This is a genomic window from Bradyrhizobium sp. FW305-F6 (assembly GCF_058782905.1).
Map to the genome: position 1 here is coordinate 1,637,896 of NZ_JBYSYD010000002.1, position 13,085 is coordinate 1,650,980.

A 13,085-nucleotide genomic window follows, 5' to 3' on the forward strand; every position below is an offset into this window, starting at 1 on the left:
GCTCCCATCGGGCCGTCCGGAAACGCATATGCCCGAACCCGCCTGGTCGCTGCACTCCCGCCTGAAAGAGGACACGATCGACATTGGCGATCTGCCGCTGTCGAAGGTGCTGGTCATCAAGGACGCCCATTACCCCTGGCTGCTGCTGGTGCCGCGACGACCCGATGCGGTCGAGATCATCGATCTCGACGAGGTGCAGCAGGCGCAGCTGATGACCGAGATCTCCCGCGTCTCGCGCGCGCTGAAGGAGATCACCAAATGCGACAAGCTCAACGTCGCAGCCCTCGGCAACCTCGTGCCGCAGCTGCACGTCCACATCATCGCACGCCGAACCAGCGACGCGGCCTGGCCGCGGCCGGTGTGGGGCGTGATGCAGCCGCTGGCGCACGACGCCACTGAAGTGCAGAATTTCATCAGCGCGCTTCGCCGCAAGATCTGGTTAGGTTGAAAGAACGAGAAATGTCAGCATTCGATGCGTTTCCGCTGGGGCAGCCGGCCTTCGTCACCAACATTCTCGACCGCGCCGCGCATCTGCGCCGCGACGACGAGAAGCTGTTCGCGCTGGAGCAGAAGCCGTCATCGCGCGCTTACGTCGTCCATCGCGACTCGCTGCTGGTGAAGCGCGAGGGCGACAAGGTGCGCGCGCTGCTCGGGATCGACGAGGCGCTGAAATGCGGCGCAAATCCAGGCACGATCTTTCTGGGCCTGCGCGATGGCGCGGCCGTGTTCGGCATGGGGATGTCGCAGGCGGCGGCCGAGAAGCTGGTGGGACGCGAGGACTACACCACAACCGAGCTGCGCGGCATGGCGATGCAGGGCGCGATCCCACCCGAGGAGCTTTCGGCGATCGCAATGGCAAAGTCGATGGTGAGCTGGCATCAGCGCCACGGCTATTGCGCCAATTGCGGTGCGCGCAGCGCGATGAAGGAAGGCGGCTGGAAGCGCGACTGCCCGGCTTGCAAGGCCGAGCATTTTCCGCGCACCGACCCCGTCGTGATCATGCTGGTGGCGTCCGGCGACAAATGCCTGCTTGGCCGGCAGAAGCAGTTTCCGGCAGGGATGTATTCCTGCCTCGCCGGCTTCGTCGAGGCGGCCGAGACCATCGAGGACGCGGTACGCCGCGAGATCTTCGAAGAGTCCGGCATTCGCTGCACCGACGTGCAGTATTACATGACCCAGCCCTGGCCCTATCCGTCGTCGCTGATGATCGGCTGCAGCGCGCGAGCGCTGAACGACGACATCATCGTCGATCGCATGGAGCTGGAAGACGCGCGCTGGTTCACGCGCGATGAGGCGGCCAAGATGCTGACGCGGACGCATCCGGACGGGCTTGTCGGGCCGCATCCGTTCGCCATCGCTCATCATCTGCTCGGCCGCTGGGTGCACGACAAGAGCAGTTGAGTCGAACGACGATGGCCGGCACCGCGCCGCGCATCCTTTGCATCGGCATGCCGGTGCGCGACGTCATCCTGCGGGTCGAGGCACTGCCCGAACGTGGCAGCAAGGCGAACGCCAGCCATCTCGCCGAGGTTTGCGGCGGCAACGCGCTGAACGCCGCCATCGCGATGGGGCGACTTGGCGGCCGCATCGCGTTCGCAGGTCCCATGGGCGATGCGCGGGAGACGTCGAGCGCTTTCATTCTGGCGCAGATGGCGCAGGAGGGCATCGACACCACGCACATCGTGCGCATGCCTGGCCTGAGCACGCCGGTCTCGGCGATCATGATCGAGCCCTCCGGCGAGCGGACGCTCACCATCTATCGCGATCCCGCGCTGTGGACCGTGATGCTGCCCGAGGCCGATGCGTTGCTCGCCGATTGCCAGGCGGTGCTCGTCGAAAGCCGCTGCGCGGCGTTCGCGACCTCGCTTTGCGCCGAGGCCCGCCGGCGCGGCATTCCCGTCATCGTCGGCGTCGACCGCGCCATGGCGCCGCAGGACGGCCTGCTCACGGCCGCCTCGCATCTGCTTTTCGCCAGCGCGCAGCTGCAGGAGACCGCTGGCATCGCTGACGACGGCGCGGCCTTGAAGCGCCTGGCGGAGTTGACTCCGGCCGTCCTCGCGGCCACCCGGGGCCCGCGCGGCACGATCTGGCTGAACCAGGCGGGCGCGCTGGAGGAGGTGCCGGCGTTCCCGGTCCAGGCGGTCGATACGCTCGGCGCCGGCGACGTCTTCCATGGCGCATTCGCGCTCGGCCTCGCCGAGGGCAAGGGGTTGGGGGAGGCGATGCGATTCGCCGCGGCCGCCGCAGCGCTGAAATGCACCCGCCATGGCGGCGGCTTTGCCGCCCCGCAACGCCTTGACGTTGAAGAGTTTTTGCGGGGCCGCCGATAGAGCTATTCCACCGCCGCGCCGGGATTCTAGGCTTGCGGTGGAATGATTTTCTCTATATCACGGAAATCGGCCCCTGAAATGGAACAAAGTTCTTCAGATGACTGATGCCGCCGTCCAGCTCCCCGAGACCAGCCGCCGCCTCGATGCCATCGACCGTAAGATCCTGATGGTCCTTCAGGAGGATGCCTCTCTCTCGGTGGCCGAGATCGGCGACCGCGTCGGCCTGTCCTCGACCCCCTGCTGGAAGCGTATCCAGCGGCTGGAGGCCGACGGCGTGATCATCAAGCGCGTCGCCCTCGTCGACCAGAACAAGATCGGGCTCGGCATCTCCGTGTTCGTGTCGGTCGAGAGCTCCGACCATTCCGATGCCTGGCTGAAGAAGTTCGCCGAAGCCGTCAGCGCCATGCCGGAGGTGATGGAGTTCTATCGCATGGCCGGCGACGTCGACTACATGCTGCGCGTCGTGGTCGCGGACATGCAGGCCTATGACGTGTTCTACAAGAAGCTGATCAGCGCGGTGCCGCTAAAGAACGTCACCTCGCGCTTCGCGATGGAGAAGATCAAGTCCGTTACCGCGTTGCCGATTCCCGCAGTGGTGACGGCCTGACGCCGATTACCCCCCTCGACCGAAAACGCTTCAAGCCGGCTGAAACACCGGAAGGGTGACGCTGACGCGCGTGCCGCCGCCCGGCGCCGCGTCGATCGCGATCGTCCCGCCATGGGCCTCGACCAGGCTGCGAACAACGGCGAGACCAAGACCGGCGCCGCCGGTTGCGCGATTGCGCGACTTCTCCAGCCGGTGGAACGGTTCGAGCACGGTCTGACGCTGATCGGCGGGAATTCCGGGACCCTCGTCGCCGATCGACACCACGACGGCACCGTCCTTGAGGGCCGTGCGCACATGCGCGGCATGGCCATAGGCGAGCGCGTTGTCGATGATGTTGGCGAAGACCCGCCTCAAAGCGAGTTGGTCGCCGAGCACGACGACGTCGCGCGCTCGCTCGTCCGTGACCAGATCGACCGCCGCTCCCTGGGCATGCCTGTCGTTCACCTCAGCGGCCACCAGCGCGGCGAGTTCGACCATCTCCTGAGATAGTCCGCCGGCACCCGCCCGCGTCGACAGCAGCGCGTCATCGAGCAGGCGGATCATGTCGTCGATGTCGGCGACCGCCCGCTGCCGCTCGGCGTCGTCGGGAATGTGCTCGACGCGCAGCCGCAACCGTGTCGCAAAAGTCCTGACGTCGTGGGCGATGCCGCCAACCAGCGTCATGCGCGCACGCAGCATTTCGGCAAGCCGCCCCTGCAAGCGGTTGAACGCGGCGATGACGGCACGGATCTCCGGCGCACTGCGACGCGCATCCGGCAGCGGCGGCGGATCGGCCGACAGATCGACACGGTCGACGGCGGCGGCGAGCCGCGCCAGCGGCCGCGTCTCGCGCTGCATGACCAGCAGCGCCAGCAGGGCAACGATCGAGCCGAACAGGCCTGCGCCGAAACCCACGGGCAGCCCGAACTGGGTCACCGGCAGGCGGGTATAGGCGTCGATGACCAGCAGATCGCCGCTGCGCAGGCCGATGCGGAATTCGATCGCGTTGGCCATCAGCCGCGCGAGGCGGGGAAACAGCCGGCTGCCCCGATGATCCGACGGCGGCACGATCTCAACGGGGCGGCCCGCAAGGCCCGCCGCATAGGTCTCGCGCAGTTCCTGCTGATCCGGCGGCGTCTCGCCGCCGACCGGCGTGCCCGACGGCACGATCCGCACGGTGAACTGCGGCGAAGACACCGCGTCGAGCACGGCCTGCCGCGAACCCGCATCCGTTCGCTCCAGGAGCGCCGCCAGCGCATCGAGACGCGCGGGCGAAGGCCGGGTCAGCTCGTTCTCGCGGAGGGTCGTCCGGTAAAATATCGCGACGACCACGGTAGTCACCAGGGTAATCCCCACCAGTCCGATCAGGGCGAGCCGCGCCGCAAGCGTCACGCGCAGCATCACGACACCTGCTTGACGGTCGCGGTGAACAGATAGCCGCCGTTGCGCACCGTCGTGATCAGGTTGGAGCCGGGACTTGCACCGTCGAGCTTGCGGCGCAGCCGCGAGATCAGCATGTCGACCGTGCGGTCGAACGGCTCCGCCGAGCGGCCGCGGGTCCAGTCGAGGATCTGGTCGCGCGTGAGCACCCTTCGCGGCCGCTGCACGAAGCAGCCGAGCAGATCGAACTCGGCGCTGGTCAATTGCAGCTCAGGCGCCTCGGCCTCGGTCGTCTCGACACTGCGCGCGTCGAGATCGATCACGAAACGGTCGAAGGCATAACGCCGGACCAGCGGCTTGGCCGGAGCTCCGTTGGCCCTGCGCAGGATGGCGCGAACCCGCGCCAGGAGCTCGCGCGGCCCGAACGGCTTAGTCAGATAATCGTCCGCGCCCATCTCGAGGCCGACGACGCGATCGATCTCATCGCTCTTGGCGGTCAGCATCAGGATCGGCAGGGAATCGTCGGCGCGCAGGCGGCGGCAGATCGACAGCCCGTCCTCGCCCGGCAGCATCAGATCGAGGATGACGAGATCGGGCCGCAGGCGCTGGAGCATCGAATCCATGGCCTTGCCGTCGGCGACACAGGCGATCTCGAACCCCTCTCGCCGCATGAAATCGGCAACGAGGCGGCTGATCTCGGGATCGTCCTCCACCATGAGAATCGTGGCTGCTTGCGCGTTCATGGCTGCATTGTGGGCAACGGCTCGCGTCAGGCAAGGGCGCGCGCGCCGTTGTTACATAGTGTTACACGGGTCGGACAAAGCCATAAAAATCGTTTCGTTTCGGCAATGCGGCGCACACGCAGCAGCCCCAGTCTCCTCCGCACGGCTACCCCTCTCGGCAGCCCCAGAAGGAGACGACGACCATGACCAAGCTTTTCCTCACCTCCCTCGTCCTCGGCACCCTGTCGGTCGCGGCGGCGGCCGACGCCAATGCCTGGACGCGGTCGGCGACAGCGACCGGGCCGCGCGGCACCTCGCACGTCACCGCGACGGGAAGCTGCGCCAACGGCAGCTGCACGCGCAACGTGACGCGCACCGGTCCCGCCGGCAACACCTACACCCGCACCGGCACGGTTTCGCGCTGACGCAACGCAGCCGTCGCCGCGTCAGCCCCGCGCGGCGACGGCCGACCTCATCCAATCAGAAAGGATCCGCGCCGTGCCCTCGATTTTCCGTTCTCTGCCGCAAGCCGCAACCATCGTCGTCCTCGGCCTTGCAACCTCGACCCCCGTGCTCGCCCAGACGCAATTGCAGACGCAGATCACGCCGCAGATGCGCAGCGAAGCAAGGGCCATCATGCAGGCGTGCCGCACCGACCTTGACCGCCTGTGCAGCGGCATTGCACCGGGTGGGGGGCGCATCATCGCCTGCCTGCAATCCCACGCCGGCCAGCTCTCCTCGTCCTGTGCGCAAGCCCTGCCGCGCGCGCAGGCGCTGCGGGACAATGCCGTCAGTACCGGCGCGGTGCCGAAATAGGAGAATGCCGTGGGCTACGCTTCGCTTCTGCTCGACCCGATTCTCAGGCAACTGATCCTCGCAACCGCGCTCGGCCTCATGCTGCTCGAATACGGCATCGGACGGCTTGCGCATCGCGACACCCACGACTGGCGCGAAAGCGCCGCCTCGTTCGGCGTTGCGCTGGGACAGAACCTGCTTCGCGCCATCGAGGCCGGCCTCGTCGCCGTGCCGTTCGCGTTCCTGTACGAGCACCGGCTGTTCGACTTCACGCAGACCGCCCCGCCTGCGCTCGCGGGATTATTCCTGGGCAGCGAGTTCCTGTATTATTGGCAGCATCGGGCCTCGCATCGCATTCGCTGGATGTGGGCGACACATGCGGTGCATCACTCGACGACGCGGCTGAACTTGACTGCGGCGATCCGGCTCGGTTGGACCGGCAACATCTCGGGCAATTTCCTGTTCTTCCTGCCGCTTGCGCTGATCGGATTTCATCCGATCGCGATCGTGGCAATGCTCGGGATCAACCTGCTCTATCAATTCTTCATCCACAGCCAGTTCGGGCCGAAGCTCGGTGTCCTGGAATGGGTGCTCAACACGCCGAGCCACCATCGCGTGCACCATGCCTGCAACGAGACGTGCCTCGACAAGAACTACGGCGGCATCCTGATCGTGTTCGACCGCCTGTTCGGGACCTTTGCCGAACATCCCTCCGACCAGCCGCTCCGGTTCGGCCTCGTCGGCGGCGTGCAATCCTTCAACCCGATCCGGATTGCGCTCGGCGAATGGATCGCGATGCTGGGCGACGCCTGGAAGGCACGGGGAGCGGGCGCGAAGCTCCGCGCCCTGTTCGGCCCGCCCGGAGGCTGAGCGCGTTAGAGCATGATCCGGAAGAGTGCGAAGCGGTTTTCCGAAAAGACCATGCGCAAACAACAACCTAAAGCGCGATGACGATTCATCCAAATCTCATCGCGCTTTAGCGCTCAGATCTTCTGATTGTACTCGCCGACCTCGGGATGCGTGCGCAGCACGCTGTTCACCATCTCGAACATGTCGTGCATGCGCTGCTCGGAGACCGGGCTCTCGACCACGACGACGAGCTCGGGCTTGTTGGAGGAGGCGCGCACCAGGCCCCAGCTGCCGTCCTCGACCGTGACGCGCACGCCGTTGACGGTGACGAGATCTCGGATCGCCTGGCCCCCAATCTTCGCGCCTTTGGCCTGCAGGCTTTCGAAGTGCTTCACCACTTGGTCGATGACGCCGTATTTGGTCTCGTCGGCGCAGTGCGGCGACATGGTCGGCGACGACCAGGTTTTCGGCAGCGCATTCTTCAGGTCGGCCATCGACTTGCCGGGCGCACGGTCGAGCATGTCGCAGATCGCGATCGCCGAAACCAGGCCGTCGTCATAGCCGCGGCCATAGGGCTTGTTGAAGAAAAAGTGGCCCGACTTCTCGAAGCCGGCGAGCGCGCCGGTCTCGTTGGTGCGGCGCTTCATGTAGGAATGGCCGGTCTTCCAATAGGCGGTCTTGGCGCCCTGCTTCTGCAATACGGGATCGGTGATGAACAGGCCGGTCGATTTCACGTCGACGATGAACTGCGCGTCCTTGTGGATCGCCGACATGTCGCGCGCCAGCATCACGCCGACCTTGTCGGCAAAGATTTCCTCGCCGGTGTTGTCGACGACGCCGCAGCGGTCGCCGTCGCCGTCGAAGCCGAGGCCGACATCCGCCTTGTGATGCAGCACCGCATCGCGGATCGCGTGCAGCATCTCCATGTCCTCGGGGTTCGGATTGTATTTCGGGAAGGTGTGGTCGAGCTCGGTGTCGAGCGGGATCACCTCGCAGCCGATCGCCTCCAGCACCTGCGGCGCGAAGGCGCCGGCGGTGCCGTTGCCGCACGCTGCGACCACCTTGAGCTTGCGCTTAAGCTTCGGACGGGATGTGAGGTCGGCGATGTAGCGCGCCGGATAATTCTCGTGGAACTGGTAGGAGGCGCCGTCCTTGTTCTTGAACTCGGCGTTCAGGACGATCTCCTTCAGCCGCGTCATCTCGTCCGGACCGAAGGTGAGCGGACGGTTGGCGCCCATCTTCACGCCGGTCCAGCCATTGTCGTTGTGCGAGGCCGTGACCATGGCAACAGCGGGCACGTCGAGATCGAATTGCGCGAAATAGGCCATCGGCGTCACCGCGAGGCCGATGTCGTGCACCTTGCAGCCCGCCGCCATCAGGCCGGAGATCAGCGCATATTTGATCGAGGCCGAATAGCCGCGGAAATCGTGGCCGGTGACGATCTCCTGCTTGACGCCGAGCTCGGCGATCAGCGCGCCCAGCCCCATGCCGAGCGCCTGCACACCCATCAGGTTGATTTCCTTCTGGAACAACCAGCGCGCGTCGTACTCGCGAAAGCCCGTCGGCTTCACCATCGGCTCGGATTCGAAGGCGTAAGTGTTGGGCAACAAGACGGATTTCGGCTTCGGGAACATGGAAACGGTCTCGTCAAAAGAGCGGGAATTGATGCAGCCTTAGCGAATGCCGGGCCGCAGCGGAAGGCGGGAATGAAGGCTTATGGCCGATAATTGCGGCAGTTTGGTAACGAAGAAACGTTACCGCGAGGGCGGTCAGGACAAAGATATCTTCCTGATCTGACGGTCGTGCGGGCCGATGAGAGCGGCCTATTGCTCCAGCACCATCTGGCCGTTGGAATACTCGAAACGCTTCAGGCGGGACAGGAAGGAGAGGCCGAGGAGGTTCTCCGAGAGCGCCGCATCCGGCAGCACCATGGCATCGACGTCGCGCACGATGAGGCCGCCGACCTCCAACATGGCGATGCGGGTGCGCGCGGCCTTGATGGTGCCGTTGGCGGTCGTGACGGTCGCATTGTACTCGCTGCGCGACGGACGGAGCCCGAAGCGCGCGGCCGAGGTCTCGTTCAGCGCAACCACGGATGCGCCGGTATCGACCATGAAACCCATGCGCTGGCCGTCGATCCGGCCCTCGGTCTGGAAATGACCGCGGCCGTCGCGCGGGATGCTGAGGCTGCGACCACCCGCCGGTGCAGGGGTCGCGACCGCGACGGTGGTGCGAGGCGCCGAGGTTGCCGAAGCAGAGCTCATCTTGTCCGCCATCTGCGCCATGAAGGTGCCGAGGCCGATCATGATGGCCGCTAAGATCATTATGTTACGCATCACACCACATCCGGGCCGAAAGCCCGATTTCACCACGCGCCACGCCCGTCCGCGAGCGGAGCCAGGCCGGAGCCGATGTCATTTTGACGAAAAGGATGAGCGGATGGTTAACGGGCCGCCCGTGTTATCACGTTCCGCGCGGCTTCGCCCGCCTTGTCGGCACGGCGCTGGCGGGATCGTCGGGCCAGGGATGGCGCGGATAGCGGCCGCGCAGGTCGGAGCGCACGGCGGCGTAGCTGCCGCGCCAGAAGCCGGGAAGGTCGCGCGTCACCTGCACCGGACGCTGCGCCGGCGACAGCAATTCCAGCACCAGAGGCACCTTGCCGGCCGCGATCGAGGGATGGGTGTTGAGGCCGAACAATTCCTGCAGCCGCACCGCGATGGTCGGCCCCTGCTCGGCCTCGTAGTCGATCGCCAGCACGCTTCCCGTCGGCGCCTCGAAATGCGTCGGCGCCTCGCGGTCGAGCCGCGCGCGCATCTCCCATGGCAACAGCGCCATCAGCGCGTCGGAGAGATCGCCGGCCGAGATGTCCTTCAGTGCGGTCTTGTCGTAGAGCGCGGGCACCAGCCAGTCGTCGCGCCGCGCGATCAACCCGGCATCGGACAGATCCGGCCAGCTGTCGCCCTCGGCCTTGCGCAGGAACATGACACGGTCGCGCCACTGCTTGGCGGCCTTCGACCAGGGCAGCCGGTCGAGTCCCGCCGCGATCAAGCCATCCGCAAGGATGCGCGCGGTGTCCTCGGATGGCGACACGGCGAGGGTCGCTTCGGACAGCGTGATCGCATGCAGCACGCGCTTGCGCCGCGCCCGCAGCGCCATTGCGCCGCGGTCGAACGAGATCTCGTCGGCGGTCTCGATATGCTCGGTGAAATGGCTTTCGATCTCGTCCTGCGTGATTTGCGCCGCGAGCAGGACGCGTCCGCTCGCCGCGGTGCCGGTCATCTCGCCGATCGCGATATAGGGCGCGCGGGCGAGCGAGGAGGTCTGCTCGACAGACGCGCCACGGCCGTTCGCGAGCACGAAGCTGCCATTGCCCCGGTTGCGCGCGACCCGGTCAGGAAAGGCATAAGCGAGCATCAGGCCGGTCGAGAGATCCTGCGGCGGACCGGGCTGCTCCGAGGCCGCCACCTGCGAGGCCCAGCGCCGCGCGAGGTCGCGGGCGCTCGCAGCACGCGGCGAGCGGTCGCGGCGGAACTGGTCGCGCCGATGCTCGAGATCGACACTGTCGCCGCCGAGGCCGCGCTCGGTGATGATGGCGGCGATCTCGGCGGCAGCCTCGCCTTCACCCGCGCGATGCGAATCCACGATCATGCGCGCCAGCCGCGGCGGCAGCGCCAGGGCACGCAGGCTCTTGCCTTCTGCGGTGATGCGGCCGTCGCCGTCGAGCGCGTTGAGCTCGGTGAGAAGACTCTTTGCCTCCTTCCACGCGGGTCCAGGCGGCGGATCGAGGAACGACAGGGCCGCGGGATCGCTGACGCCCCATTGGGCGAGATCGAGCACCAGCGACGACAGGTCGGCGCTGAGGATTTCCGGCTGGCTGTAGGGCGCGAGCGAGGCGGTCTGCGGCTCGTCCCAGAGCCGGTAGCACACGCCCGGCTCGGTGCGGCCCGCGCGGCCGCGGCGCTGGTCCACCGCCGCGCGCGAGGCGCGCACGGTTTCGAGTCGCGTCAGCCCGATATCGGGCTCGTAGCGCGGCACGCGGGCAAGGCCGGAATCGACCACGATGCGCACGCCCTCGATGGTGAGCGAGGTCTCGGCGATCGAGGTCGCCAGCACCACTTTTCGCGAGCCCTTCGGCGCCGGCGCAATGGCACGGTCCTGCACGGCGGCATCGAGCGCGCCGAACAGCGGCACGATCTCGACGGAGGCGTCCTGCACGCGCTCGCCGAGGAAGTTCTGGGTGCGCCGGATTTCGGCGGCACCCGGCAGGAAGGCGAGCACCGAGCCGCTGTCGGCGCGCAGTGCAGAAGCGATCGCATCCGCCATCTGCCGCTCGATCGGCGCATCCGCCTTGCGGCCGAGATAGCGCGTCTCGACCGGAAAGGCGCGGCCCTCGCTCTCGACGACGGGCGCATCGCCGAGCAGCCTCGCCACGCGCGCGCCATCGAGCGTCGCCGACATCACGAGGATGCGCAGGTCCTCGCGCAGACCCGCTTGCGCATCGCGCGCCAGCGCGAGGCCCATGTCGGCATCGAGCGAGCGCTCGTGGAATTCGTCGAACAGGACGGCGGCAACGCCCGACAGTTCGGGATCGTCGAGGACCTGCCGCGTGAAGATGCCTTCGGTCACCACCTCGATGCGTGTGGCGCGCGAGATCCTGGAGCCGAAGCGGACGCGATAGCCGACGGTGTCGCCGGTGCGCTCACCCAGGGATTTCGCCATGCGGTCGGCGCTGGCACGCGCAGCGATGCGGCGCGGCTCCAGCACGATGATCTTCTTGCCCTTGGCCCAGGGCGCGTCCAGCAGCGCCAGCGGCACGCGCGTGGTCTTGCCGGCGCCGGGCGGCGCCACCAGAACGGCGGCATTGCTGGCCTCCAGCGTGCGCGAGAGGTCGTCGAGCACGGCATCGATCGGGAGGGGCGTATCGAAGCTGCGGGGCAAGATCTATCCACTCGTCATGCCCGGGCTTGTCCCGGCCATCCACGTCATCGACCAGAAAACAGACGTGGATGGCCGGGACAAGCCCGGCCATGACGAATTTATGTGGAGCTGGGAACGATCAGCCCTGCACCGGCGGCCGACCGACGCTCTCATAGGTGAAGCCCGCGGCTTCCATGTCCTCGGGGCGGTAGATGTTTCGCAAGTCGACGACGACCGGCTGCGTCATGGTTGCCTTCAGCCGGTCGAGATCCAGCGCGCGGAACTGGACCCATTCGGTGACGATGACCAGCGCATCCGCGCCCTGCGCGCAGGCATAGGCGTCCTCGCAATAGGTGATGTCAGGCAGCTCGCCCTTGGCCTGCTCCATGCCGACGGGGTCGAACGCCTTCACCTTCGCGCCCATGTCGATCAGGCCTGTGACCAGCGGGATCGACGGCGCATCGCGCATGTCGTCGGTGTCGGGCTTGAAGGTGAGGCCGAGCACCGCGACGGTCTTGCCTCGCAGATTGCCGCCGAGCGCCTGGCTCACCTTGCGCGCCATCGCGCGCTTGCGGTTCTCGTTGACCGCGAGCACGGATTCGACGATGCGCAAGGAGACGTCGTAGTCCTGCGCGATCTTAATCAGCGCCTTGGTGTCCTTCGGGAAGCAGGAGCCGCCGAAGCCGGGACCAGCATGCAGGAACTTGGTGCCGATGCGGTTGTCGAGGCCGATGCCGCGCGCGACCTCTTGGACGTTGGCGCCGGCCTTCTCGGAAAGATCGGCGATCTCGTTGATGAAGGTAATCTTGGTCGCGAGGAACGCGTTTGCGGCGTACTTGATCATCTCGGCGGTGCGGCGCGCAGTGAACATCAGCGGCGCCTGGTTCAGCGACAGCGGGCGATAGAGGTCGCTCATCACCTTGCGACCGCGCTCGTCGGAAGTGCCGACCACGATGCGATCAGGGAACTTGAAGTCGCGGATGGCCGCGCCTTCGCGCAGGAATTCGGGGTTGGAGGCAACCACGACGTCGGCGCTGGGATTGGTTTCGCGGATGATGCGCTCGACCTCGTCACCGGTGCCGACCGGAACGGTCGACTTCGTCACCACCACGGTGAAACCCTGCAGCGACTGCGCGATCTCCTTCGCAGCGGCGTAGACGTAGGAGAGATCGGCATGCCCGTCGCCGCGGCGCGAAGGCGTGCCGACCGCGATGAAAACGGCATCGGCATCGGCGACCGGCTTCTTCAGATCAGTCGTGAAGTCCAGCCGCTTGGCCCTGACATTGTTCGCAACCAGCTCGTCGAGGCCGGGCTCGTAGATCGGAATCTCGCCGCGGTGGAGCGCTGCGATCTTTTTCTCGTCCTTGTCGACGCAGGTGACGTCGTGGCCGAAATCCGCAAAGCAGGCGCCGGACACCAGTCCCACATAGCCCGTGCCGATCATCGCAATACGCATGAAAAGTCCCTGTCTTAGATTTGGTTAACGAAAATGAAACCCCGACGCGG

Annotated in this window: 13 protein-coding genes; 7 read left to right on the top strand and 6 right to left on the bottom strand. The window is 66.5% G+C overall.

What is annotated here, in order from left to right:
* The first annotated feature begins 28 nt into the window (after window positions 1-28).
* The 4 genes from AC3WLX_RS19115 (at window position 29) to AC3WLX_RS19130 (ending at window position 2,937) form a co-directional block, all read left to right on the top strand.
* A complete protein-coding gene (locus AC3WLX_RS19115) occupies window positions 29-448 on the top strand; it encodes an HIT domain-containing protein (protein ID WP_061879605.1) in 420 nt (139 codons plus the stop codon).
* Window positions 449-459: 11 nt separating this feature from the next.
* The gene (gene nudC, locus AC3WLX_RS19120) at window positions 460-1,401 is read left to right on the top strand and encodes an NAD(+) diphosphatase (RefSeq protein ID WP_492337111.1); all 942 of its coding nucleotides are present in this window, start codon (window positions 460-462) and stop codon (window positions 1,399-1,401) included.
* An 11-nt stretch (window positions 1,402-1,412) separates the two neighbouring features.
* Window positions 1,413-2,330, top strand: coding sequence for a sugar kinase (locus tag AC3WLX_RS19125; protein ID WP_492337322.1), 918 nt, complete (start codon window positions 1,413-1,415; stop codon window positions 2,328-2,330).
* A 97-nt stretch (window positions 2,331-2,427) separates the two neighbouring features.
* Entirely contained in the window at window positions 2,428-2,937 is a 510-nt protein-coding gene (locus AC3WLX_RS19130) for an Lrp/AsnC family transcriptional regulator (protein ID WP_492337112.1), read from the top strand.
* A 30-nt stretch (window positions 2,938-2,967) separates the two neighbouring features.
* On the opposite strand, the gene AC3WLX_RS19135 is transcribed toward AC3WLX_RS19130, so the two are convergent.
* Both AC3WLX_RS19135 and AC3WLX_RS19140 read right to left on the bottom strand, forming a co-directional pair.
* On the bottom strand, window positions 2,968-4,317 hold the full coding sequence (locus AC3WLX_RS19135; RefSeq protein ID WP_291621216.1) for a sensor histidine kinase: 1,350 nt from the start codon (window positions 4,315-4,317) through the stop codon (window positions 2,968-2,970).
* A complete protein-coding gene (locus AC3WLX_RS19140) occupies window positions 4,317-5,039 on the bottom strand; it encodes a response regulator (protein ID WP_492337113.1) in 723 nt (240 codons plus the stop codon). Before AC3WLX_RS19140 ends, AC3WLX_RS19135 begins: the two co-directional genes overlap by 1 nt.
* A gap of 182 nt (window positions 5,040-5,221) precedes the next feature.
* Between AC3WLX_RS19140 and AC3WLX_RS19145 the strand changes: the two genes are divergently transcribed.
* From AC3WLX_RS19145 to AC3WLX_RS19155, 3 genes are all read left to right on the top strand, one after another.
* Window positions 5,222-5,443: a hypothetical protein gene (locus AC3WLX_RS19145; protein ID WP_492337114.1), complete on the top strand. Its 222-nt coding sequence runs from the start codon at window positions 5,222-5,224 to the stop codon at window positions 5,441-5,443.
* Window positions 5,444-5,516: 73 nt separating this feature from the next.
* Complete coding sequence (locus tag AC3WLX_RS19150; RefSeq protein ID WP_492337115.1) at window positions 5,517-5,834, top strand: cysteine rich repeat-containing protein; 318 nt, start codon at window positions 5,517-5,519, stop codon at window positions 5,832-5,834.
* A gap of 9 nt (window positions 5,835-5,843) precedes the next feature.
* Complete coding sequence (locus AC3WLX_RS19155; protein WP_492337116.1) at window positions 5,844-6,683, top strand: sterol desaturase family protein; 840 nt, start codon at window positions 5,844-5,846, stop codon at window positions 6,681-6,683.
* 113 nt (window positions 6,684-6,796) lie between these two features.
* On the opposite strand, the gene AC3WLX_RS19160 is transcribed toward AC3WLX_RS19155, so the two are convergent.
* The 4 genes from AC3WLX_RS19160 to AC3WLX_RS19175 all read right to left on the bottom strand — a co-directional run bounded on the left by AC3WLX_RS19160 (window position 6,797) and on the right by AC3WLX_RS19175 (window position 13,035).
* Complete coding sequence (locus tag AC3WLX_RS19160; protein ID WP_492337117.1) at window positions 6,797-8,296, bottom strand: phosphomannomutase/phosphoglucomutase; 1,500 nt, start codon at window positions 8,294-8,296, stop codon at window positions 6,797-6,799.
* A gap of 189 nt (window positions 8,297-8,485) precedes the next feature.
* A complete protein-coding gene (locus AC3WLX_RS19165; RefSeq protein ID WP_291621205.1) occupies window positions 8,486-8,998 on the bottom strand; it encodes a TIGR02281 family clan AA aspartic protease in 513 nt (170 codons plus the stop codon).
* Between the two features lie 127 nt (window positions 8,999-9,125).
* On the bottom strand, window positions 9,126-11,600 hold the full coding sequence (hrpB, locus tag AC3WLX_RS19170; RefSeq protein WP_492337118.1) for an ATP-dependent helicase HrpB: 2,475 nt from the start codon (window positions 11,598-11,600) through the stop codon (window positions 9,126-9,128).
* Window positions 11,601-11,718: 118 nt separating this feature from the next.
* Complete coding sequence (locus tag AC3WLX_RS19175) at window positions 11,719-13,035, bottom strand: UDP-glucose dehydrogenase family protein (protein ID WP_291621201.1); 1,317 nt, start codon at window positions 13,033-13,035, stop codon at window positions 11,719-11,721.
* Between the last annotated feature and the right edge of the window lie 50 nt (window positions 13,036-13,085).